Here is a 26,961-nt window from a genome sequence, read left to right on the forward strand (position 1 = left end):
TAAAGCAAAGAGAATAATTGCCATCGGCAGTTAAGCTGACTACTCTCGAACCGGATAATGGAGGAGATTTATCGATTATAGTCTCTTTTCCGTTGAGAACCTGAATAATAGAATAGACTTCCTGCCGTCTATACAACGTGGAAGGACCGAGATCATACTCTTTCCAATTAAGTGTAGCCTTTCGATTTGAGTAGCTGAGCGTGAAGCTTTTTGGTAACTCAAGAACACAAGCTTCTAAAAGGTTTGTACCCGGCTCAAATAGCTTCTCACATGAAGCCAGAACCTCTCCTGAAAAACCTGCAAGAGAAAAAAATCCCAAAGCAAACAACGAGCGAGAAAATTTTGATGATTTTGTCATATGAACATAAAACTCCCTTTACATCGATAATTTAAATTTATCATCACAAAATTATGCAATTACTAGATAACTGCCTCACTTTAAGGAAACTTTCAATGCCAACAACTAAAGCGGAAAGGCAGCAACTTATGAAAACATTTTCAATATAAATAATGAATAGAACAATACACATGGTTATTTTCAAACCTTACTCCTAAAAATAGCTTGGAGGTTAATTACACTATGGCTGTGAATTATAAATTGACTCTTACCCTTATTTCTCAGATCACACTAAGAAAAGTTAATTTTTCAAAAGAATGGCAACTCAGTAACACTATTGATACTGGGTTGCCAAAAAAGCGCTCTAGTTATTAGACATTAAAAAAAGAATTAGTGGACTACCGGCTTGTGCAGTAGCAGTAGAGGACCAGTATCACCATCGTCACCACAAGTATCTATATTTCTCGACTTGAAGCGATGATTGAAGATCAACTCAACATCTTTAACGGCATTGAGATCTACTAATGAGCCATAACGATCTGCCAACTTGAAAGATAAGCGCCAACCACTGGCGGCAACACTGCGCTCTTTAAAAGCACTGGTCACTGTAGAAACGGAAGCTGCACCGCTATTAAACACATCGAGATTTGCAGCCATTGGCACTCGAAAACTGTTGCGGAATGATAGATTTGCTCCATCAACGGTATCCCAGAAACGCGGGGTATGGGTAATAAATTCATTCTGGATACCTACACTATCCGCACTCTCCATCAAGGTTCCCGGCGTTTTACTGCGCAGGAAGCTAGTGCCACCATAGGTTAGGTAGGCCGGAGTTTCTGTTTCAGCACTAACACTGTGCAGCAAGGGAATATTGAGCCCAATAGTCTCAATTTTATCCAGATAAGACCCACCTGCAGCTAAACAACTCAGATCGTTATTACCTGCAATAACCGGCCCCAGGAAGAAGTTACTGCGCGGTAATTCTTTCACAGTACTAAATTCCACAGTTACCCAGGTATCACTGCCATATTTACGCGATAACAGGCGCAGCTTTTCCTGCAAGGCTTGCTGCGGGCTTAAGCGCGGGCCACCTTGTTGGGCAGGATCCGGATGAACGTAGGTCTGTGCAATACCATTGATATTATCCACATAGCCAAACACATCGTCCTTTAGAGAGAAGGTGTCCGTCGCCTGTTGAGTGCCACTGAGATTACGTAACTGATCAAAAGACAACATTTCACTATAAAAATCCCTCAGTTCTTGCGCATTGCGCAAACGGAAAATACTTTCCTTTCTGAAGCCAGTGACTGATCCCACAAAAGATTCCTGCCACTTGTATTCCAGTGCACTGGCCGCGTAGAACAACCACTTCTGTGCTTCTTCAAAGTAACGCTCCGCACGCAGTACTTCAGTCGTCAGGCGGCTGGCATGGATCGGATCGGCAAAATAACGCTCAGCCAGATTGGCATTAGTAGTGAACATCTGGTTCATAACCCGTTGTGCCTGATTCAGCATGCCGGTCAAACGTTCCACTTCCTGCTCAACTGTAGCTTCCGCTTGGGCAATATCCAGCGCAATGGTATTTGCTTCCAGCCACATAGTGCGCACGCGAGCCTTACTCTCCACACCCAGTAGTCTATTTGAGCTGTCGTTTAAGGTCGCGCGTTCTTCCGCCGCTAGGCGGGCGCTCTCTGCCTCCAATTTACCAATATCTTTAATCGTTTTTATATTGCGGTTGTGCTCAGCAACGGTTTCTGCGGTTTCTTTTACCGTTTGCGCTAGTTGAGCCCAATTTTGACTCACGATAGCTGCTACCGACTTCACAATCCCTTTAAACAGGCTACCCCGCTTTCTAGACTGTTCCGCCTTTTTGCGAATTTTAGCAATCTGCTGCTTAATTGAAACCTGCTTGGAGCCGTAATCCAGGATGATCTTCGACATGCCGTCGACGATACCCTCTTCCTCCGCGCGTCGTTCGATTTCGATTTCAATCGCACTCAGCAGGTCTTCCATACGCTGCAGGTTGTTGCTCAGTGCAATTTCCGCAATATCGATATTGTTCGCCTGCAGAGAAATTTCACTACCGTTCTGCGCATCCTCCGTGACAATCACACAGTCCTCGGCAAAGCAGTTACTTGGGAACTCCAAGCCCAACAGGCTGTACAGCCAGTTGCCCAACTGCTGGTGGCGGTCGGTATATTCCGTGGCCAGCTTGTCGGCACTGTGGCGGTAGTTCTCGTAGCTGGTTTTTGCGGCGGCGAGACTATTCTGTGCGGTGGCAATAGGGCCACTGCTGTCATTACCGAGGAAGTCACTCAGTGCATTGAAGGAATCAAACACGGTGTTGCCATCAATACCGTAACCCTGTACCAGCAACACTGAGTCCTGTGGCAGGCCCAGAATATTGGTTTCGCCCGTGAGCCAGCTCACGGAGTTTTCCAAATCGCTGAGATGGGTTTGCCATGCATACACCGCTTCGGGCAGACCAGAGAAACCTTGCACCTGGGTAAAGTCGGTATTCGGGAAGATCGCACGCAATGATTGCTCTTTAGCAATCAACTCACTGCGCAGCGTATTCATCTCGTCAACCATTTGTGCCAGCAGGGTGGTATTGGTCTGTCCGGCAACGACGGCCAGGCGCGCTTGCTGCACTTTAGTAGAAGCCAATTTGCTCATCAGCTGATAGAGCATGGTGACATCTTTGTAACCGGTGAACAGTAATTCTGCTGGGGTTACATCTTTTTGTGCCAGGTCGTTGGGGTCGTAGTAGCGGGGGCTAATTTGACCACGGGAGGGACCCCATTGTGCTAAAAACTCCGGTGCATAGGTCAGCAGGGAGTTGTACTGCTCCAGGGCATCCTTCAACAACTGGTGTGCAGTTTCTATATGGCCAACTTCGACCTCTACCGCTTCGTTACGCAGGCGGCTAATACGGGCATTATCCAGGGCTTCATTAGCCAGGATCATTTCCGCTACCGCGCGATCGTAGTAAACATCCAGCGTGAAACGTTGCAGGTTTTCATTGTTGGGATGATGAGTGAGCTGCTCAAAAATAAACGCTTCCACATCTGTGGCACGGTTACGTTCGGCAGTGTCATATAGGCTGGAAAATTCAACCGTGGCTTCACCACTGGCATAAGGGTTAATCACCGTATTGGTGTTGGTATCAACGATATACATCAGATCCAGGTAGCGGAAGGCCGCTCTATCCCGGGAGAAAATACCCTGGGCAGGATTTTCCTGGGCCGCAGGTACCTGATCGGCTTCGTTGTAGTACAGCTGCTTGCGAATCTGTACCGTGGGATCCAGCTCCATCGTTACCGTGAAGGTATTACTAAAGTCGGAAGAGCCCGCTTTGTTCGCGGCCTGTACACGATAATCGTGCGTACCGAATACTAATGGAGAGGCATTGTATTTATAGCTGTTGCCAGCACCGTTATACACGGTTTTCCAGCTGCCATTATTCATACGTTGCTGCAGCAGATAACTATCAGTTTCGGCAACTGATGGCCAGCTTACGGTATACGCTTCGCCAGTAGAGGAAGGTACGGTGATATAACTAGGTGCTACGGGTGGCTTCAGCAACGCTACGGTGGCGCAGGCTTCCGGTGAATAGTTGGACTGATCTGTTGAGGTCAGTGCACGCACCCGGTAGCAGTGGCGCCCGTCTTGCAAGTTACTCAGCTGGTAGCTGCGTGCAGTGCCGCGATAAAGCTGCTTATTTGCACTGTCTACCACTTGATATTCAACGGTAAGACCGCCTTTTTTAACTTCGCTCCAGCTAAGCTTGACCTTGCCATCCCAGCTGTTGGTTGGCGAAGCTGAGGCTACGGGCACACCAACAGCGCGATCGACTTTAACCGTTACTAACGAGGAGTAGTTGGAGCAAGTGCCCTTGGCATTACAAGCGCGAACCTTATAGCTATAAGAGCCATTGCTAACACCAGAGAAACTCTTACTTAAACCAGAACCATTGTACAGAGTGGAGCCACTGCCATCGACCAACTGATAACTGGTGGCAAACTGCTTGGTATTCCAGCTGACAGTATATTTACCATCGAGGCTGGTGGTGGTATTTAATTTAGGTGTTGGTACGCCAGGACGGAAATAGACTTCTAAATCTTTACTTTCTCGATAGCCAGAACAAGTGGTATTACAGGCCCGCACTCTAAAGCGGTAAGTACTACCATGGCTCAGGGAGGAAACCGTTGTACTGGTAGATGAACCAGAATAAATATTGCCGGACCAACTGCCGTTATCCTTGCGTTGTTGTACCTCGTAGCGAGTAGCCCCGCTGCTGGCAGCCCAGCTGATATTAACGCTGCTAGAGGAGGTATAACTGGGAACAGTGATAGAGGATGGGGTTGATGGGGTTTTCTCTACTTTGAGGGTCCCACCGGTTTTATAATCACTGCACATATTGGATGTACAGGCTCTTACGCGATATCGGTAGCTTCCATTGGATTTACCAGTTTCATTAAACTTGGTGCCAGATGAATTATAAATTCTACTCCAAGAACCCCCATTTATACTGCGATATAGCTCATAGCGGTTAGCTGCAGAACTTGATGACCAACTAATGGAATATGAGCCATCACTATCAAAAGTCGGATAATTTATAGTAGAAGGCGTAGAGGTAACAGTTACCTCACGGCAGGTTTCTCTGGTCATTGGGCGCCCAATAAACCCAGGCCCAACCAAGCCCGCCTCCCCTTCCGCTTTATAACAAAAAGAATAAGTACCATTGGCTGTTAAATTAACAACACGAGAACCAGTTGAAGGCGGATAGTGATCTAAAACTGTCTCTTTGCCATTAAATGTTTGAATAAGAGAGTAATCTTCATGTCTGGTTTCTCCGCTGGTGAGCGTATACTCTTTCCAGGCTAATGTCGCCTTACGATTTGAATAGCTGAGTGTGAAGCTAGATGGCAATTGAACAAAACAGTCGTAAACAACCTGCCCCCTAGATCCACCTATAGAATGCTCACCATCAATCCTACACCCGGCCTGAGCATGTTGTGGCAAGAAACTAAAAGACACAAACCCAACGGCAAATAGTGGGCCTGTCAATTTGAATATCTTTATCATGCTAAATATTAAATACTCTATTCATAAAATAACCTAACAAGCACAACGAAATATGCACAAAAACTTAAGCACAAGAAGGTTAAGATGATTAACGATGCACCTCACACAATGTGAGATGCACCTATTTATGAGATTAATGAACTACAGGCTTACGTAGTAGCAACAATGGACCAGGGCCATCATCGCCACCACAGCTATCTATATTTCTTGATTTGAAGCGGTGATTAAAGATCAATTCAACATCTTTAACCGCATTGAGGTCTACCAGTGAGCCATAGCGATCTGCCAGCTTGAGCGACAAGCGCCAGCCAGTGGCGGCGACACTACGTTCTTTAAATACATTAGTCACCGTAGAACTAGAACCTGCACCACTATTAAGTACATCTAAATTAGCGGCCATAGGAACCCGATAACTATTACGGAAAGCCAAGTTGGCTCCATCAACAGTATCCCAGAATCGAGTGCTATGGGTAATAAACTCATCCTGAATACCGACGCCATCCTCACTCTCCACCAGAGTTCCTGGTGTTTTACTACGTAAAAAGCTGGTACCGCCATAAGTTAGGTAGGCTGGAGTTTCGGTTTCACCACTAACGCTATAGGCAAGGGGGATATTGAGCCCAATAGTCTCAATTTTATCCAGGTAAGATCCACCTGCAGCTAAACAACTCAGATCGTTATTGTCTGCAATAACTGGCCCCAGGAAGAAGTTACTGCGCGGTAATTCTTTCACAGTACTAAATTCCACGGTTACCCAGGTATCACTGCCGTATTTACGCGACAACAGGCGCAGCTTTTCCTGCAGTGCTTGCTGCGGACTTAAACGAGGACCACCTTGTTGGGCAGGGTCTGGATGTTGGTAGGTCTGTGCAATACCGTTGATATCATCTACATAGCCAAACACATCATCTTTCAAAGAGAAAGTATCCGTCGCCTGCTGAGTGCCACTGAGATTGCGCAACTGATCGAAGGACAACATTTCACTATAGAAATCCCTCAGTTCCTGGGCATTGCGCACTTGGAAAATATCTTCCTTTCTGGAGCCAGTCACTGAACCCACAAATGATTCTTGCCACTTGTATTCCAGGGCACTGGCCGCGTAGAACAACCACTTCTGCGCTTCCTCAAAGTGACGCTCTGCACGCAACATTTCCGTAGTCAGGCGGCTGGCATGGATCGGGTCAGCAAAATAACGTTCGGCCAGATTGGCATTAGTAGTGAACATCTGGTTCATAACCCGCTGTGCCTGATTCAGCATGCCGACTAAACGTTCAACTTCTTGCTCAACCGTGGCTTCCGCTTGGGCAATATCCAGCGCGATGGTATTTGCCTCCAGCCACATGGTGCGCACGCGCGCTCGGCTTTCGACATCCAACAGTTTATTGCTGCTGTCATTCAGCTTCGCTCGCTCTTCTGCACCCAAGCGAATACTCATTGCTTCTAGCTTGCCAATATCTTTAATACTCTTGAGATTGATATGACTAGAAACCACCTGATCGATACCTTGCTCTAGCGTGCTTGTATCTCCGGTGTAGTAGGCTTTAATTGCACCACCCACTACTTTCAGGAAGCCATCGCGTTTTCTGGATTTCTCCGCTTCTTTACGAATCTTGGTGATTTGCTTAGAAATGGATTCCTGCTTGGAGCCGTAATCCAGGATGATCTTCGACATGCCGTCGACGATACCTTCTTCCTCCGCACGTCGCTCGATTTCGATTTCAATCGCACTCAGCAGGTCTTCCATACGCTGTAGATTGTTGCTCAGTGCGATTTGCGCGATATCAATATTGTTTGCCTGCAAGGCAATTTCACTACCTTGCTGTGCAGACTCTTCAACAATAATGCAGTCTTTGCTGAAGCAGTTACTTGGGAACTCCAGGCCCAACAGGCTGTACAGCCAGTTGCCCAACTGCTGGTGGCGGTCGGTATATTCCGTGGCCAGCTTGTCGGCACTGTGGCGGTAGTTCTCGTAGCTGGTTTTTGCGGCGGCGAGACTATTCTGTGCGGTGGCAATAGGGCCACTGCTGTCATTACCGAGGAAGTCACTCAGTGCATTGAAGGAATCAAACACGGTGTTGCCATCAATACCGTAACCCTGTACCAGCAACACTGAGTCCTGTGGCAGGCCCAGAATATTGGTTTCGCCCGTGAGCCAGCTCACGGAGTTTTCCAAATCGCTGAGATGGGTTTGCCATGCATACACCGCTTCGGGCAGACCAGAGAAACCTTGCACCTGGGTAAAGTCGGTATTCGGGAAGATCGCACGCAATGATTGCTCTTTAGCAATCAACTCACTGCGCAGCGTATTCATCTCGTCAACCATTTGTGCCAGCAGGGTGGTATTGGTCTGTCCGGCAACGACGGCCAGACGCGCTTGCTGCACTTTAGTAGAAGCCAATTTGCTCATCAGCTGATAGAGCATGGTGACATCTTTGTAACCGGTGAACAGTAATTCTGCTGGGGTTACATCTTTTTGTGCCAGGTCGTTGGGGTCGTAGTAGCGGGGGCTAATTTGACCACGGGAGGGACCCCATTGTGCTAAAAACTCCGGCGCATAGGTCAGCAGGGAGTTGTACTGCTCCAGGGCATCCTTCAACAACTGGTGTGCAGTTTCTATATGACCAACTTCGACCTCTACCGCTTCGTTACGCAGGCGGCTAATACGGGCATTATCCAGGGCTTCATTAGCCAGGATCATTTCCGCTACCGCGCGATCGTAGTAAACATCCAGCGTGAAACGTTGCAGGTTTTCATTGTTGGGGTGATGAGTGAGCTGCTCGAAAATAAACGCTTCTACCTCTGTAGCGCGGTTACGCTCAGCAGTGTCATATAGGCTGGAAAACTCAACCGTGGCTTCACCACTGGCATAGGGGTTGATCACCGTATTGGTGTTGGTATCGACGATATACATCAGGTCCAGGTAGCGGAAGGCCGCTCTATCCCGGGAGAAAATACCCTGGGCAGGATTTTCCTGGGCCGCAGGTACCTGATCGGCTTCGTTGTAGTACAGCTGTTTGCGGATCTGTACCGTGGGATCCAGCTCCATCGTTACCGTGAAGGTATTACTAAAGTCGGAAGAGCCCGCTTTGTTCGCGGCCTGTACACGATAATCGTGCGTACCGAATACTAATGGAGAGGCATTGTATTTATAGCTATTGCCAGCACCGTTATACACGGTTTTCCAGCTGCCATTATTCATACGCTGCTGTAGCAGGTAGCTATCTGCTTTATCCACCGATGGCCAACTTACGGTATAAGCTTCGCCAGTAGAGGAAGGCACGGTGATATAGCTAGGCGCTACGGGTGGCTTCAGCAACGCTACGGTGGCGCAGGCTTCCGGTGAATAGTTGGACTGATCTGTTGAGGTCAGTGCACGTACCCGGTAGCAGTGGCGCCCGTCTTGCAAGTTGCTCAGCTGGTAGCTGCGTGCAGTGCCGCGATAAAGCTGCTTATTTGCACTGTCTACCACTTGATATTCAACGGTGAGACCACCTTTTTTAACTTCGCTCCAGCTAAGCTTGACCTTGCCATCCCAGCTGTTGGTTGGCGAAGCTGAGGCTACGGGCACACCAACGGCTCGATCGACTTTAACTGTTACTAACGAGGAGTAGTTGGAGCAAGTGCCCTTGGCATTACAAGCGCGAACCTTATAACTATAAGAGCCATTGCTAACACCAGAGAAACTCTTACTTAAACCAGAACCATTGTACAGAGTGGAGCCACTGCCATCGACCAACTGATAACTGGTGGCAAACTGCTTGGTATTCCAGCTGACAGTATATTTACCATCGAGGCTGGTGGTGGTATTTAATTTAGGTGTTGGTACGCCAGGACGGAAATAGACTTCTAAATCTTTACTTTCTCGATAGCCAGAACAAGTGGTATTACAGGCCCGCACTCTAAAGCGGTAAGTACTACCATGGCTCAGGGAGGAAACCGTTGTACTGGTAGATGAACCAGAATAAATATTGCCGGACCAACTGCCGTTATCCTTGCGTTGTTGTACCTCGTAGCGAGTAGCCCCGCTGCTGGCAGCCCAGCTGATATTAACGCTGCTAGAGGAGGTATAACTGGGAACAGTGATAGAGGATGGGGTTGATGGGGTTTTCTCTACTTTGAGGGTCCCACCGGTTTTATAATCACTGCACATATTGGATGTACAGGCTCTTACGCGATATCGGTAGCTTCCATTGGATTTACCAGTTTCATTAAACTTGGTGCCAGATGAATTATAAATTCTACTCCAAGAACCCCCATTTATACTGCGATATAGCTCATAGCGGTTAGCTGCAGAACTTGATGACCAACTAATGGAATATGAGCCATCACTATCAAAAGTTGGATAATTTATAGTAGAAGGCGTAGAGGTAACAGTTACCTCACGGCAGGTTTCTCTGGTCATTGGGCGCCCAATAAACCCAGGCCCAACCAAGCCCGCCTCCCCTTCCGCTTTATAACAAAAAGAATAAGTACCATTGGCTGTTAAATTAACAACACGAGAACCAGTTGAAGGCGGATAGTGATCTAAAACTGTCTCTTTGCCATTAAATGTTTGAATAAGAGAGTAATCTTCATGTCTGGTTTCTCCGCTGGTGAGCGTATACTCTTTCCAGGCTAATGTCGCCTTACGATTTGAATAGCTGAGTGTGAAGCTAGATGGCAATTGAACAAAACAGTCGTAAACAACCTGCCCCCTAGATCCACCTATAGAATGCTCACCATCAATCCTACACCCGGCCTGGGCATGTTGTGGCAAGAAACTAAAAGACACAAACCCAACGGCAAATAGTGGGCCTGTCAATTTGAATATCTTTATCATGCTAAATATTAAATACTCTATTCATAAAATAACCTAACAAGCACAGCGAGATATGCACAAAAACTTAAGCACAAGAAGGTTAAGATAATTAACGATGCACCTCACATAATGTGAGATGCATCTATTTATAAGATTAATGAACTACAGGTTTACGCAGTAGCAACAATGGACCAGTGCCATCATCGCCACCACAGCTATCAACATTTCTCGGTTTAAAACGATGGTTAAAGATCAACTCAACATCTTTAACCGCATTGAGGTCTACCAGTGAACCATAACGGTCTGCCAACTTGAGCGACAAGCGCCAGCCAGTGGCGGCGACACTGCGTTCTTTAAACGCACTGGTAATCGTGGAATTTGAACCAGTGCCACTATTAAGCACATCCAAGTTCGCAGACATAGAAACACGGTAGCTATTTCTGAACGCCAGCCCAGTTCCCTCAACGGCATCCCAGAATCGAGTGCTATGAGTTATAAACTCGTCCTGAATACCAACTCCATCCGCATTTTCCACCAGAGTTCCCGGAGTTTTACTACGCAGGAAACTAGTGCCCCCATAAGTCAAAAATGCAGGCGTTTCGGTTTCACCACTAACGCTATAGGCAAGGGGGATATTAAGACCAACGGTTTCAATTTTATCCAGGTAATTACCACCAGTTGCCAAGCAAGACAAATCACCGTTGTCGGCAATAACCGGCCCCAGGAAGAAGTTACTGCGCGGTAATTCTTTCACAGTACTAAATTCCACGGTTACCCAGGTATCACTGCCGTATTTACGCGACAACAGGCGCAGCTTTTCCTGCAAGGCTTGCTGCGGGCTCAGCCGCGGACCATCTTGTTGAGCGGGGTCCGGATGTGCATAGGTTTGTGAAATACCATTGATTTTATCCACATAGCCGAACACATCATCCTTCAGAGAGAAGGTGTCCGTCGCCTGCTCTATACTTCCAAGCTTATGAAGTTGATCGAAGGTCAAAAGCTCACTATAGAAATCCCTCAGCTCCTGGGCATTGCGCACTTGGAAAATATCTTCCTTTCTGGAGCCAGTCACTGAACCCACAAATGATTCTTGCCACTTGTATTCCAGGGCACTGGCCGCGTAGAACAACCACTTCTGCGCTTCCTCAAAGTGACGCTCTGCACGCAACATTTCCGTAGTCAGGCGGCTGGCATGGATCGGGTCAGCAAAATAACGCTCAGCCAGATTGGCATTAGTAGTGAACATTTGGTTCATAACCCGCTGTGCCTGATTCAGCATGCCGACTAAACGTTCAACTTCTTGCTCAACCGTAGCTTCCGCTTGGGCAATATCCAGCGCGATGGTATTTGCCTCCAGCCACATGGTGCGTACACGCGCTCGGCTTTCGACATCCAACAGTTTATTGCTGCTGTCATTCAGCTTCGCTCGCTCTTCTGCACCCAAGCGAATGCTCATTGCTTCTAGCTTGCCAATATCTTTAATGCTCTTGAGATTGATATGACTAGAAACCACCTGATCGATACCTTGCTCTAGCGTGCTTGTATCTCCGGTGTAGTAGGCTTTAATTGCACCACCCACTACTTTCAGGAAGCCATCGCGTTTTCTGGATTTCTCCGCTTCTTTACGAATCTTGGTGATTTGCTTAGAAATGGATTCCTGCTTGGAGCCGTAATCCAGGATGATCTTCGACATGCCGTCGACGATACCTTCTTCCTCCGCACGTCGCTCGATTTCGATTTCAATCGCACTCAGCAGGTCTTCCATACGCTGTAGATTGTTGCTCAGTGCGATTTGCACGATATCAATATTGTTTGCCTGCAAGGCAATTTCACTACCTTGCTGTGCAGACTCTTCAACAATAATGCAGTCTTTGCTGAAGCAGTTACTTGGGAACTCCAGGCCCAACAGGCTGTACAACCAGTTGCCCAACTGCTGGTGGCGGTCGGTATATTCCGTGGCCAGCTTGTCGGCACTGTGGCGGTAGTTCTCGTAGCTGGTTTTTGCGGCGGCGAGACTATTCTGTGCGGTGGCAATAGGGCCACTGCTGTCATTACCGAGGAAGTCACTCAGTGCATTGAAGGAATCAAACACGGTGTTGCCATCAATACCGTAACCCTGTACCAGCAACACTGAGTCCTGTGGCAGGCCCAGAATATTGGTTTCGCCCGTGAGCCAGCTCACGGAGTTTTCCAAATCGCTGAGATGGGTTTGCCATGCATACACCGCTTCGGGCAGACCAGAGAAACCTTGCACCTGGGTAAAGTCGGTATTCGGGAAGATCGCACGCAATGATTGCTCTTTAGCAATCAACTCACTGCGCAGCGTATTCATCTCGTCAACCATTTGTGCCAGCAGGGTGGTATTGGTCTGTCCGGCAACGACGGCCAGACGCGCTTGCTGCACTTTAGTAGAAGCCAATTTGCTCATCAGCTGATAGAGCATGGTGACATCTTTGTAACCGGTGAACAGTAATTCTGCTGGGGTTACATCTTTTTGTGCCAGGTCGTTGGGGTCGTAGTAGCGGGGGCTAATTTGACCACGGGAGGGACCCCATTGTGCTAAAAACTCCGGCGCATAGGTCAGCAGGGAGTTGTACTGCTCCAGGGCATCCTTCAACAACTGGTGTGCAGTTTCTATATGACCAACTTCGACCTCTACCGCTTCGTTACGCAGGCGGCTAATACGGGCATTATCCAGGGCTTCATTAGCCAGGATCATTTCCGCTACCGCGCGATCGTAGTAAACATCCAGCGTGAAACGTTGCAGGTTTTCATTGTTGGGGTGATGAGTGAGCTGCTCGAAAATAAACGCTTCTACCTCTGTAGCGCGGTTACGCTCAGCAGTGTCATATAGGCTGGAAAACTCAACCGTGGCTTCACCACTGGCATAGGGGTTGATCACCGTATTGGTGTTGGTATCGACGATATACATCAGGTCCAGGTAGCGGAAGGCCGCTCTATCCCGGGAGAAAATACCCTGGGCAGGATTTTCCTGGGCCGCAGGTACCTGATCGGCTTCGTTGTAGTACAGCTGTTTGCGGATCTGTACCGTGGGATCCAGCTCCATCGTTACCGTGAAGGTATTACTAAAGTCGGAAGAGCCCGCTTTGTTCGCAGCCTGGACACGATAATCGTGCGTACCGAATACTAATGGAGAGGCATTGTATTTATAGCTATTGCCAGCACCGTTATACACGGTTTTCCAGCTGCCATTATTCATACGCTGCTGTAGCAGGTAGCTATCTGCTTTATCCACCGATGGCCAACTTACGGTATAAGCTTCGCCAGTAGAGGAAGGCACGGTGATATAGCTAGGCGCTACGGGTGGCTTCAGCAACGCTACGGTGGCGCAGGCTTCCGGTGAATAGTTGGACTGATCTGTTGAGGTCAGTGCACGTACCCGGTAGCAGTGGCGCCCGTCTTGCAAGTTGCTCAGCTGGTAGCTGCGTGCAGTGCCGCGATAAAGCTGCTTATTTGCACTGTCTACCACTTGATATTCAACGGTGAGACCACCTTTTTTAACTTCGCTCCAGCTAAGCTTGACCTTGCCATCCCAGCTGTTGGTTGGCGAAGCTGAGGCTACGGGCACACCAACGGCTCGATCGACTTTAACTGTTACTAACGAGGAGTAGTTGGAGCAAGTGCCCTTGGCATTACAAGCGCGAACCTTATAACTATAAGAGCCATTGCTAACACCAGAGAAACTCTTACTTAAACCAGAACCATTGTACAGAGTAGAGCCACTGCCATCGACCAACTGATAACTGGTGGCAAACTGCTTGGTATTCCAGCTGACAGTATATTTACCATCGAGGCTGGTGGTGGTATTTAATTTAGGTGTTGGTACGCCAGGACGGAAATAGACTTCTATATTTTGACTTTCTCGATAGCCAGAGCAAGTGGTATTACAGGCCCGTACTCTAAATCGGTAAGTACTACCATGACTCAGGGAAGCAATCGTTGTACTGGTGGAGGAACCAGAATAAACACCTAACCAATTGCCGTTATCCTTGCGCTGTTGTACCTCGTAGCGAGTAGCCCCGCTGCTGGCAGCCCAGCTGATGCTAAAGCTGCTAGAGGAGGTATAACTGGGAACAGTGATAGAGGTTGGGGTTGATGGCGTCAGCTCTACCTTTATGGTTCCGCCGTTCTTATAAGCACCACATAAATTCTTTGCGGTGTTACAGGCTCGTACACGATATTGGTAGTTACCACTAGAGCGGCCACTTTCATCAAAGCTAGTTTTAGAACCGTTATAAACCCTGCTCCAGGAGCCACTATTTACCCTACGGTAGAGCTCATACCGGCCTGCACCAGTACTGGAAGACCAGCTAACCTTGTAAGCCCCATCACTATCGAAAGTGCCGTAATTGATACTGGAGGGCGCTGCTGGTTGAAATATAACGTTAACGGTATGAGTGCCTAACTTAACCCTATTGAATCGGGAAGCAGGGCAAGATGTAACTTTATCTTCCCAATCATCAGGGGAGATAACATCAGGAGTACAGTGTTCATGCCAATACTCATAAAAGTATTTACCGGCAGAAGAAACGGTTATAGATTTAGTAGGGTTTGAACTGGAAAATCCATAGTCTAAGGGAATATTCCGAGTAAAAGTTCCATTTTTATACTCCTTTAAATATACACCCATTATCCCAATTGGCGCTACAGAATTATATGACAAGGAATATTTCCCATCAGTATCTGTGCTCGGCCCGCTCAAGGCAGACCCATAAGCAATAGTACTGGCACTTAAAACCTGCAGCACAAAAAAGTTACGAACAAAAGTCAACATGTCAAAAAACCAAACGACAGAGATCTAAATAGATCGAAAAATAAAAACCTCAACCTCAAAAACAACAGCAAATAGAAAGCTCTTCACCTTTAAAGAGCCCAAAAGCAACTACTAAAAATAACAACACATGTGACTTTCCTCCCTTAAGCACCAACAATCCCTTTAAAGACAATTTATTGCGGAATCCCCAACAATAAAATACACGCCGAATTCTATCGACGAGCATAGATCTCTTTCAAGAAAAATACGCCAATTATTTTATTTATTTTTATTTCCACACACAGAAAAAGGACATTAACAACCTCAAAATGGTACAAATATCCTATTTAAAAACTTAAAAATTGATTTTTTTCCGCTAACCCAAAAGACAGGCAAGCTTAGCAAAAGCTTTTACAAAAAAAACGAACAAAATTAAAAACTCAGAAAACATTGAACAAATTCAATAAGAACAATTAAACACCCCACTCAAACCGACACCAAAACTTAAGAGGTTCCCGCAATTTAAAAAAACCACAATACAAAAATAATTAACCCGAACAAAAAAACTTATATTTTCAACACCCTAAAAACATAGCAACATCAAAAAATCATATATAGAACCTTTAAGTACGGAGCAGGCATCAGCACTTAAGTTAATCACACTCAACCTTAAAGATTAAAAATGTAATTTCATAAATCCTGCAATTAAAGCAGCCTGCAATAGCAAAGAAATGTAGTAGAGAAATGTAACAGGGAAATATAGTAGGGAAATACTTCGGGAGAGATACGCGCTACTTAAAAGTAACGCGTAATAAATCTAGCGACCTAAAAATAAAACCAAAACAGCAATAACCAAACCGAGCAACAACACCCAAACACCCCGCAACATCAAAGAGCGAGCATATTCCGCCTCTTTATAACGGAGTGCATAGGGAATCCCAGTAATAGGGCCAAGAAATATAGTGACAATCCCCCAAACCCAGTGCTTATTACCCAAGGCAGTCAATGCAGCCATTAGGCCCCCAAACCAACACAGGGTCACACCTATGACACATACTACCAAGGCGACTATGGACCACCACTGATTGGCCAGGAAAATTTCTACTATCTGTGTTTCTGTCATGGCACTCTGCCACTCCCTATTACTACTTGATCATTGCAAATTTTCAGGCCCTTTTCACAGCTTGATAATGCTGCTTCCAGATAGCCCAATTACCCACGATTTGCTATGGGCACAGCCGCTTTCAAACCGATAGCGCTGTTAGCGAACAATAGTAACCTTAAAGGGCGACAAATGGTCCCCCCAAAAGTAATCAGGAGTGTGTGATCACTTACTCTCCGGAAAATTCAGTGACCAGCTCCAGGCCGGTTATGTTTCTGGTCTCATTGGCAAAGCTATAGTATGTGGGCTTTTCATCAATAAATATCTGATGGGTCATTGTCACTTCTGGGGGAAGTTCGAAGATACCCGCAGGAACTGAATACTGCTGAGTTTCCTTTAATCGGTAGAAGAGATGGGAGCCACAATTGGAACAGAAACCGCGTTCAGCCCAGTCCGAAGAGTCAAATACAGATACATGCTCCTCACCAGAGATTTCCACACTGGTCTGGCAGTCCACCGCCAACAGTGGACCACCGCTCCACTTTTTGCACATGCTACAATGACAGACTCCAAGGTCAGAAGAAGGCAGCTCGGCCTTGATGGTCACAGAACCACACAGGCAGCTTCCCTGTACTGGATTAGTATCACTCATTTTTTCCTCTCTCTTCTGTAAAGCTATAGAAGCGTACACTTACTAACTGTTGCCACAGGGCAATCTAAGACTCATAAAACTTACAACGGCGCTTGAACCAGTTAATTCTTTTAGTGTGATTCTCTGGGCAATTTTCCATACACTGGCTGCCAAGTGCTTTCAGGGTGATTGCCTCTGGGTAATTTGCCACTACTTCCCCCGCAACGATATGACGAAAACCTGGTTCGTCTGCCGTAATAAGAAAGTGGTTTTCTTTATTACCAATTAAGATTTTCTCTCTGGCCATAGCATAAACCTGGAATTCCCACATCCCCCAGGAGCTCCACTTATTCATAACCAGGCATGTAGACATGGTTTTTAGAGGCTGCTGCTGCTCAATAGCAAATGAAGAACTTGAGAACAGCAGTAGGAAAAATATAATTATTCTCATATTCAATCCCTGAATACTTATAGCAGTAAATAAGTTGATAGATAGTCGCAATATTAGTAGTAAATAGCACTACCCAAAGAGAGGTATACTCATCCCAACTATGTCACAAAAATGAGAAGCACTTCAAGCTATGGTAATATGATTTACCTTTTGGGCATTTATAACCCAAACTTCACTGAAAAAACATAGAAATATCTTGCAGATTTTATTGATAAATAAAGCAAGCTAGAATATAGGAAGTATTTCATTTATTAATAACATATCTCCACACTGATAAATATAGCCACTTACACTTCCACAAAACACTCATCCAAGAGGATGATATATCTCCAGCATAGAGAATAAGGCACCCCATTAAATATCAACTTTTCTTAGAAATATATCACTGATATTAATTAGAAAATTCAACTCTTGGATCGCCAAAGTCTCGCCCCATATAATCCGGTGCGCAAGGAATAAGCTCAGCAGCTGGGATACCTGCATCAATCAAATAGCGCTCAACTTTTCGACTGCGCTCTAAGGCTAGCTTCTCAAATTCTTCACGCAAGAAAATCGGCGGCCTACGGTAGAAATTTGATAAAAATCTGCGACTGCCACGTAGACCAATTGTTGAATTTGGATACATTGTATTCCAATCCCTGGCATTGGCAATACCACAAACACCAGGACGGGCATCTGGATGTTTATGTAACACTGCAACCATTTGCTGAAGTTGTGCCAGCGCCAATCCACTTAACTCCGCACTGCCGGGAGCAAAATCAATAGAATCAAAAGACTTCGCCATAAATCGCCCCCAGGCCAATTTAGCCAAAAGATAAATACCATAGGGGGTGAAGTAACTAAACAAAGCATCCATAATGGCTTTATGTAATAACTCGCTGAAGACATACTCCATAGAAAACTTTGGATCGCGGATATTGCCGGTTACGGGCATACCAAATTTCACATTCCCCTTACCATCTTTTAATAACCAAAGGGCAAGGTTCAGAGGGATAAACCTCTTCTTAACTGGTAATTGATCATCTTTTCGTACACGCCGAACCTTTATTTTTTCCAACACCACATCGGCAAAGGCATTTAATTGATTTTCATAGACATGGATATTCACCACCGCATCCATCTGCCCCTGCAGTATCTTGAAACCGAGTAGCTTGGCCATATAAGGCGTAGCCGGTATCAGATTTACATTAGCCAGATAACCGGTCAGATCCGCATTCCATTTTTTTTGTCCCAAGTAGTCTATTGTCCCCCCTAATTGAATATCGCCAAATCCACCGGGGCGGCCATTCGCGACAATCACAGCTGGAGGATGCTCCCCCACATTACTGATATCGCTGAGATTAAGATTGATATCGCGTACTGGCAGCCGTGCGCGAAACTCATGTTTTCGATCCACCCAGGTAAAAGTACCATGGCGCAGGTGGATATCACCAATATGGTATAAGAGTGGAGGTCGGTGTTTTTTCTTCCTATGCAGATATTGATTAATCGGTATCCCTCGCAGTTCGGCAATCTCCCAGGTTACCGGAAACTGACCCTGCTCATCCCTCAACAAGATAAAACGTGGGCGCAGGAAATCGATAAAATCAATCGTCAATAACTCCATACGCTTATGGAAACTCAAGCCTTTAATATGCAACAGTCTAAAGTCCCCAATGGTACTGTGGCGTTCAAACTCGGGAACACCAGGATCCCGGTTGAAGAAATGGAAATGTACGGCCTCCCCCCAGGCGAAGTACCATTCTTCTGAATTCAGAGAAAAGTGGGAAATTTCAATACTTTCCCCCTCTACTAATAATTCGCCTCGAGGTGAAAAAAGATCAATATTCTCAACCTTAAACAGTGGAAGAGTTAGCCCGTGTACGCCATTGAAGTTACCATCCAACTCAACGGCTCCGAGTTTGAAGCAATGAATCCCTTGATCAAAATAACCGGCAGGAATACAGCTGGCGATACTCAGAAGCCGTAGTTGTTGTACTCCTAGAGATCGTCCCTCCAAACGCAATTGCTCCACTTGCAATCTCTGCGTCTTCAACAACGGGAAAGACAATGCTTGCGTAAAGCCCTTCTCATGCATTTGTATTTCCGCCACACTGATGTCCCTGAGCAGAAAAATCCTTCCGGTCGCCTCTTGTAGACTTTCCATACCTCCCAAGCGTAATTGGCTCAACTGATAACAAGGGGCAATATTTTTGTCTTTCAAAAGTCCGGCGGGTAAACAGCCACTAGCACCCTGCACCCGTACCAGTGCCTCCCCCTCAAAAGAGATATTATCCAGCTGAAATTTGGGTATTTTAATTGGCTCAGTATTTTTGCGTGGAATAGAGAGACCAGCTAAATGTAAGGAGCCCTCAAGAGTAAAAGGCCGACTTAGGGATACGCGCTGCAAACCTGGCATATACAGCTCATCGACGCCATAACAGCTCCGCGTATCTCCAGCTCTGGATCGCTCAAGCCTTTCTATCGTTACAATCTTGCCGGAGTCTGGCAGGCACACCCGGGTATTGAGAATCTTTAAGTCGGCAACAGAAAAGTCCTTCCCACCATTCCAGTTGACTCCCCGCCAACTCAACTGTTGCAGGCCTGCCTGCAGGAAATCTCTACCTTTTTGCCAAAAAGCGATTGGACCAGTGTAAACAGCGCCAGAACTAATCCGATCAATGCTACTTTCAAAGCCGATACTAATTGGGTTACCCGTAAATTTTATCTGTGGTGTTTCAATACAGTCAGCCAGGTTTGCCCTATCGATTTCACTAGGGAACAGGCGCTGTAAACCACAAACTAAGATATTGTCGATCGTTAAATCGTAGAGATCGATGGAGCCGGGGGAAAAATAAATCCGAGGAATGTCAAGTTTTGCAAACTGCCAAATGGGCTCGGCAGAGGCAGCACGGGTAAATTCCGTCATTCCCAGTGACACCCCACTGCTATTGATAGAGTGCAAGTCCCGACTGTATATACAATGGGGGAGTTTTCCCATTATGCCCTGTCGCTGTGGTAGACAAGCCAATAGGGACTCTGCAGACAGCTTGTCAAACTTTATTTCTGAAGTGGCAGCACCATTGCGGGACCAGAGAAATTCTAATTCTGGCAGAGAAAGCTGTTGAATATCCAGTGCAGCTATTCCGTCCATCTCCAGCAGTTGAATCTGAGCAATGCTGGAGTCATTCAAATTGGCCGATGCTTGCTGTCGACCAAACTCCAAGTGGAAGGCTTCGCCTAAATGCAATTTCTGAAGGTCCATACAGCGAATGTGAATATCAGAAAGTACCGCGATATCCGGTAGGCAAATATCCAGTATTTCCAGTGCACTTTCAGGCAATGCAATATAAGTGCTGAGCGCCGCAGACGGTAAATAACGGATTCTAACTAATGGGAAATTCAGGTCTTCAATATTTAGCAGGGAGCGATTTTGTGTCGTGTGTGCCAGAGCACGCTCGATAGAAAATTCTGCAGTGGCAATATCAAAGCCTCCGCGCCAAGCAATGCGAAGAGGCTGTTGTTGGCGCAAGTCACGAAAGTCAAAGCAAGTGGGCATTTTCTCAAGCGGCAGGGAATCCCGGTAAATTAACCGTGCCCAAGAATCTGGTAAGCAACCATCTAAGCGCTGCAAACTGGCATTTTCCAATTTGAAGTTTGGCGCATTGACACTGGCCATTTGGTTACTGGCTTGAGGCCCCTGTTCCTCTAGATTGCCCTTCTCCGTACCATAATCCGCCTCTATCGGGCCGATACTTGATGCCATGGCGCTGGCAGCCCAGGGATCTTCAACGGCTTCGCGGCGAAAATATCCGCTGCCGTTGGCCATTTTCTGTAGTAAAAGCCCTTTATTACCGCTGGGACTATCTCCCAACATAAGTCGTTGCACCCTCAATTTGCCAAAAATGGCATACCCATCCTCACCTGGTTGCCAGGCAAAATTACCTCGTCCCTTAAGACTGCTGAGCTGGGCACACAAGGGCCCCAAGCCCTCAGGCAGCAAGCCACGCGATAAGCAGCCAGACAAGGATTCCAGGGAAAAATCCTGAATTGAGTAAGGTGTATCCGATGCTAAAGTGTCGATACCCTCCCACTTTAATTGACGCAGTCGCAGCCTCTCTTCTGCCAATCCCTCTAGCTGCATCTGTCCCAGATACATTGGCCCACTAGCAGCTCCCCATGGAATCGACTTTGACTGCGAACCAAAACGCAGCGCCACTTTTTCCTCTCCACGCAAGCCCACCAAGCGCACGCAGTGATCGGGTTTACCCCACAATTCACCGGGCACACAGCCGCTGGCACTATTCACCGACAAACTGCCCACTGAGAGAATTCGGCTGGCCTTATCAAACTCCAGTGGACCCAGCCGGGCTTGCTGTGCTGTCAGAGGCTGCCTGTGGGGCTGAGCGACATCCACATAGCGCACCTGTTGGGCGCGACTGGGACCGGTAACTATTTTGAGCGGTTGATTCCAGTCAAACTTGGTAGGACCGGGGAGATTCAGGGTGGTGGCTCGCACACAAAAGTGGTGTTTGGCATCGCGCAAGTACTGTGGACACCAATCGAAGGCGGTAGCGCCTGCACGACGCCAGCGCAACCGTTTAATCGGGCGAACATAATCAAAATCGCGGATAGTAATGGTTTCTGCGCGCCAGTCCTGCCAACGCTGATCGCTGCGCCGTAATATAACGCCTTCGCCATTGGCACGGCGCCACTGCGCCATAGCGACACGACCAAAATCAAACTTTAAATCCCCTGCAGCTTTCAAACGGCGCGCTGCGGCGCAGTGACCGATCAGGCGCTGTAATCCGTGAATCGCATCGGCCCACTGTTGTGGCGGGCAACTGGAAAAAAATTCGGCGTGGAAGGCATCCGCTTCGGTGCGCAAACTAGGCCAACGAAAATCCCCTGACTTCATCTGCAGATGCGCCAAAGTCGTGTTATATCGCGCAGACTTTCTCTCTCTGGCTAATAATTCGTGTAATTCAATCCCAGCAGCGGCAATATCAACTTTTAGGGGAACGTTTCCTTTGCGCCACAGCCCCAGGGTGAAATCCCGCGCTCTTATATCGCCAATGTAAACGCAGGAGGCTGTAGACCAGATGGGCTTGTGTAAATAGCAGAGTTCGCTATTACGAATTCGTGCTCGCTCGATTGCCAGCTTAAAATCCCTATCCTTGCGCTCAACCTGTGCCAAATCCCAGCCGCCCACCTCCCATTCTCTGCGCCATTCTCCCGGCACAGATTGCAGATCCATATAGGCGCCACTAATAGAGACTCGAGGCAGATTGGCGCGACCACGCAGCAACTGCCACCAACTGTAATCCAGCAGAATTTCCTGGGCGGAAAACCCTCTCCCTTCGCGGTTGATTGCACGCGCATCCACAAGCAACAAGCTTAAATCCAGCAGAGACACTCGAAAGTGTTGCGCCTGAAAATCCAGTCCGCGTTCGGCCATCCATGTACTGGCCTTATCGCGTACCAAACCGGAAAGCACGAATGAAAAGCCTTCCAGCAATAATAATCCGCCAATCAACCACCACAGCAGGTGATGAAAGCGGGCATTATGACGGGCAGGCTCTGTTGGCATTGGAAAAATCGCGCCGCGAAATGAGTTGAACGCAAGCTGCAACGACAGCCAAGCCCATAAAGTAAAGACCAGCCCCACAGTTTTTTTTACCCTGGCGTCGCGATTCGCGATAATGAAGGCTGACGTCGTGTGATCAGTCTCGCCCCAACTCACGCTGTCTAAAATTTATCCAGAAGTGAATTTGCACGGCGGGAGAATTTGGCTGGCGGGCAATGGCTTTACCCCAGCAACTGTTGCAGAAATCAGTAGTGAGCAAAAATGCAGGAGCATCCTAACTACCAGGATATCGTTCTGGTCGGCGGTGGCCACACCCATGCCATTGTGTTGCAAATGTGGGCAATGAACCCGCTGCCGGGTGCGCGCCTGACATTGGTTTCTCCACAAATCCAAACCGCCTATTCCGGCATGTTGCCGGGGATGGTAGCGGGCCACTATTCACTGGATGACACCCATATCGATCTGGCGCGCCTGTGTCGCGCTGCAGGCGCTCGTTTTATTCAGGCCTGTGCCCACCATATCGACGTAAAGGCGCACACGGTATCCCTGCTCGGGCGTCCACCATTAGAGTACGACCTCTTGTCCCTGGATGTCGGTGCCACCCCGGTGCGTGAGCTGCCCGGCTCAGAATTGGCAATCCCCATCAAGCCTATCGGACATTTTTACAACTTCTGGCAAAAACTGCAGAGACATGTACAGAAAAATCGCACATCTCTGCGTCTGGGTATTGTCGGCGGCGGTGCCGGTGGTTGCGAACTGGCCATGGCAATGGCTCATAGCCTGGAGGAGCAGATCTATTCCGGGCGCGTACAAATACACCTGATACACGGAGCTGATGAAATCCCCCAAGGCTATCCTTTCCTCGCGCGAAAACTAGTGGCCCGTGAGCTCGATAGCCTCGGCGTAGAGATACATCACAACTGGCCGGTATCAGAAATTACTGAGCAGGGCGTACGCAGCAACAATGGCGAGTTACTCAACCTGGATCAGGTGCTGCTCTCAACCAACGCCTGTGCTCCCCCCTGGCTGGCGGATTCCCAGCTAGCTCTGGACGATAAAGGCTTCGTAGTAGTAGACCGTAAACTGCGTGCCCAGGGACATCAGGAAATCTTTGCCGCCGGTGACGTGGCCAGTTTTTCCGCCGGGCCACTGCCCAAGGCTGGTGTCTACGCAGTGCGGCAAGGGCCGGTGCTGTTTCACAATCTGCGCGCCACTCTCACCGGACAGCTATTGAAAAATTACCGACCGCAAAAGCGCTTTCTGAGCCTGTTGGCCTGTGGCGGCAAGCGCGCGGTTGCGGTGCGCAATGGACTTGCCGCAGTGGGAGCCCCCCTGTGGCGCTGGAAAGACCATATTGATCGCAACTTTATGCAGCGCTTTAGCGATCTGTCCATCAGCATGGAAGAGATGCCGAGCGCCCAACCTCGCGAGATACTCAACCAGCGCCAGGGCATCTCTCTGGCGAGCATGCGCTGCAATGGCTGCGGTGCCAAGGTAGGCCCTGAAGTACTACGCGGCGCCCTGGCCAAGCTTCCCATACAGCAATCTGAGTACCTACTGCGCGGACTTGGAGATGATGCCGCCGTGATGGACCTGCCCGCCTCGCAATTATTGGTGCAGAGTTCCGACCAACTGCGCGCCCCGGTTGCAGACCCCTGGCTGTTCGGGCGACTTGCCGCTTTGCACGCACTCTCTGACCTGTTCGCTATGCATGCCCGCCCGGTGAGTGCACAGGTATTGGCCACCCTGCCCACCGCGGCAGAAGAAATCACCCAACGGGACTTACAACAGCTGCTCGCCGGTACGATTTACGAACTCAACCGCCACCATTGCGTACTCTCCGGTGGCCACACTGCCGAAGGAGCGGAGATGCAGTTGGGCCTCACTGTGAACGGCCTGGCTGAGCGCGAGCAACTGCTGGAAAAATGTGGGGCTCACACAGGAGACTGTCTGATATTGAGTAAACCCTTGGGCATCGGCACCATTCTCGCCGCCGAGGGGATGGGGGAAGCCAAAGGTCGCTGGCTGCAAAAGGCATTGGAGACCATGCTGCACAGCAATGCCGCCGCTTCCGGGGTTTTCGCCCAGCACGGCGCCCACGCTCTCACTGATGTCACGGGCTTTGGTTTACTCGGCCACTTATTGGAAATGCTGAAACCCGATGGGCTCAGTGCCACTCTAATCGCCGAGCCGCTGCCACTGATTCCCGGCGCCCGTCAGTGCATTGAGCGCGGCTGGTTATCCAGCCTACAACCGCAGAACGCCAGTGCCTATTCCTTTGTGGAAAACCCCCGGGAGTGGCAATCCCTACCACACTGGGCGCTACTCACTGATCCACAGACCTGTGGTGGCCTGCTCGCCGCTGTTCCTGCCAGTAAGGCTGAAGCCTGCGTTCGCGCCCTACTACAGAGTGGCTGCAGCCAGGCCGCCATCATCGGAGTGATCAACACTAGGGGCAACCCCCAGCCAAAGATACGCCTGCGTCGGGATGGCCACTGGCGGCAGTTAATCACTCACAATAGCGAGGCGGAACACAGCCAAGTGTAATCATTCCGCTTTTATTTCTATTTATCATCACTTGTTCGGGCCTGTTGATATCACTGCCAATGCGGAGGATACTGGCAGCAAAACAAGCGCCGCTAACCATGTATTGCGGCGATAGGTCTTCACAGATTGGGGAGTCGGCTTATTAGTAATCGACAGGAAGACCACCCACCATGAAAAAAATTGTGATCATCGGCGGCGGCGCTAGTGGGCTACATCTAGCCACGCGGCTCGGGCACTATTTCAGTTTTACCCCGTTCATGGGAAAAAGACGCAACTCTCCCACAGCACAAATTACTCTGGTCGATAAGAATCGTACCCATATCTGGAAGCCCCTCCTCCATCAAGTTGCCGCTGGCGCATTAGACGCCAATATGGACGCCCTTAACTATCAAGTACACGCCCGCGCTAACGGCTATGAATTCCAGCTCGGCGCGCTACAGTCTCTCGACAGAAAGCGTCGAGTTGTCACTTTGGGGGCGGTGTTGGATGACGAGGGCCATGAGTTGGTGGCTTCTCGCGAACTGGAATACGATTATTTAGTTCTCTGTATCGGCAGCAAGAGCAACGATTTCCACACTCACGGCGTACGTGATCATTGCGTCTTTCTCGACAGCAGTGAGCAGGCACAGAAATTCCACCAGCAGCTTCTCAATCATTTTTTGCGCCTGGAAACCCACACTAAGAACAGCTTGCAGATTGCTATAGTTGGTGGCGGCGCTACCGGAGTGGAGTTGTCGGCAGAGCTGGTGGATGCAAGCAAGCAGATGGGCAACTATGGGCGAATCAGCTCGGACGCTATTGATATCACCGTAGTAGAAGCCGGACCGCACCTGCTGCCGGCCCTGCCGGCGCGCTTGGGCAATAACGCCGAGCGCGAACTGAGTAAAATGGGAGTGCGCGTACTCACCGGTTGCAGTATCGCGAGTGCCAATCCCACGGGTCTCACCACCGGTGACGGCATGGAAATTCCCGCAGCGATTCGCGTCTGGGCCGCTGGGGTCAAGGCTCCCGATTTTCTCAACCGTCTCGATGGGCTCGCCACTAATCGCCTCAATCAAATAGAGGTGAAAACCACACTGCAAACTCAAACTGATCCAAGTATTTTTGCCATGGGAGATTGTGCCAGTTGCGTCGATGGTGATGATCAGCGGGTACCGCCGCGCGCTCAAGCAGCACAACAGATGGCCAAACTCACCGCCTCCAATTTGATCGCTTTGATTGAGAACAAACCCCTGGAACATTTTTACTATCGGGATCGAGGCTCCCTGGTTTCACTGAGTAAATACACTGCGGTAGGAAATTTGATGGGCACCCTGGTAAAAGGCAGTCTCACCATAGAAGGGCGTATTGCAGGTTTTGCCTACCGCTCACTCTATCGCATGCACCTGGCGGCAATCCACGGCTGGCCAAAGGCGATGTTGCTTTATCTCATTGGACAGGCCAACCGCGCGGTGAGCCCTCGTCTTAAATTACACTGAGGAAACCAAAAAAGTTATCTCAATAAATTAAGCGGTCAATCTTGGCCGCTTTAACTTGGCCATCTGATTTATGCCTATCAACCGTAATATTTTTCTTGCTCTACATAACTAAAGCTTTCAGGCTTTCGATAGAATATTGATCTCCGTAAACTGTCGAATATATTTCTATGCCCTAATCACAGCAGCTTG

10 protein-coding genes are annotated in these 26,961 nt (G+C 48.3%); 3 read left to right on the forward strand and 7 right to left on the reverse strand.

Annotated features, from left to right (window positions below; all coding sequences use genetic code 11):
* The first annotated feature begins 200 nt into the window (after positions 1-200).
* Positions 201-362: a hypothetical protein gene (locus MJO52_RS18495; protein WP_252083431.1), complete on the forward strand. Its 162-nt coding sequence runs from the start codon at positions 201-203 to the stop codon at positions 360-362.
* Between the two features lie 365 nt (positions 363-727).
* Here the strand turns inward: MJO52_RS18495 and MJO52_RS18500 are convergent, their stop codons facing one another.
* The 7 genes from MJO52_RS18500 to MJO52_RS18530 form a co-directional block, all read right to left on the reverse strand.
* A complete protein-coding gene (locus MJO52_RS18500; RefSeq protein ID WP_252083432.1) occupies positions 728-5,407 on the reverse strand; it encodes a fibronectin type III domain-containing protein in 4,680 nt (1,559 codons plus the stop codon).
* Between the two features lie 151 nt (positions 5,408-5,558).
* Positions 5,559-10,226: a fibronectin type III domain-containing protein gene (locus MJO52_RS18505; RefSeq protein ID WP_252083433.1), complete on the reverse strand. Its 4,668-nt coding sequence runs from the start codon at positions 10,224-10,226 to the stop codon at positions 5,559-5,561.
* Positions 10,227-10,377: 151 nt separating this feature from the next.
* Positions 10,378-14,874: a fibronectin type III domain-containing protein gene (locus MJO52_RS18510; protein WP_252083434.1), complete on the reverse strand. Its 4,497-nt coding sequence runs from the start codon at positions 14,872-14,874 to the stop codon at positions 10,378-10,380.
* 940 nt (positions 14,875-15,814) lie between these two features.
* Positions 15,815-16,120 carry a hypothetical protein gene (locus MJO52_RS18515; RefSeq protein ID WP_252083435.1) on the reverse strand — a complete coding sequence of 102 codons (306 nt, stop codon included), beginning with the start codon at positions 16,118-16,120 and terminating at the stop codon, positions 15,815-15,817.
* 208 nt (positions 16,121-16,328) lie between these two features.
* Entirely contained in the window at positions 16,329-16,751 is a 423-nt protein-coding gene (locus tag MJO52_RS18520) for a GFA family protein (protein WP_252083436.1), read from the reverse strand.
* A gap of 64 nt (positions 16,752-16,815) precedes the next feature.
* A complete protein-coding gene (locus tag MJO52_RS18525) occupies positions 16,816-17,181 on the reverse strand; it encodes a hypothetical protein (RefSeq protein ID WP_252083437.1) in 366 nt (121 codons plus the stop codon).
* Positions 17,182-17,572: 391 nt separating this feature from the next.
* Entirely contained in the window at positions 17,573-22,750 is a 5,178-nt protein-coding gene (locus MJO52_RS18530) for a DUF748 domain-containing protein (RefSeq protein ID WP_252083438.1), read from the reverse strand.
* A gap of 258 nt (positions 22,751-23,008) precedes the next feature.
* Between MJO52_RS18530 and selD the strand changes: the two genes are divergently transcribed.
* Both selD and MJO52_RS18540 read left to right on the forward strand, forming a co-directional pair.
* Entirely contained in the window at positions 23,009-25,294 is a 2,286-nt protein-coding gene (gene selD, locus MJO52_RS18535; protein WP_252083439.1) for a selenide, water dikinase SelD, read from the forward strand.
* A 170-nt stretch (positions 25,295-25,464) separates the two neighbouring features.
* The gene (locus tag MJO52_RS18540; protein WP_252083440.1) at positions 25,465-26,772 is read left to right on the forward strand and encodes an NAD(P)/FAD-dependent oxidoreductase; all 1,308 of its coding nucleotides are present in this window, start codon (positions 25,465-25,467) and stop codon (positions 26,770-26,772) included.
* The last annotated feature ends 189 nt before the right edge of the window (positions 26,773-26,961 follow it).

This window comes from Microbulbifer variabilis (genome assembly GCF_023716485.1).
GTDB classification, from domain to species: Bacteria; Pseudomonadota; Gammaproteobacteria; order Pseudomonadales; family Cellvibrionaceae; genus Microbulbifer; species Microbulbifer variabilis_B.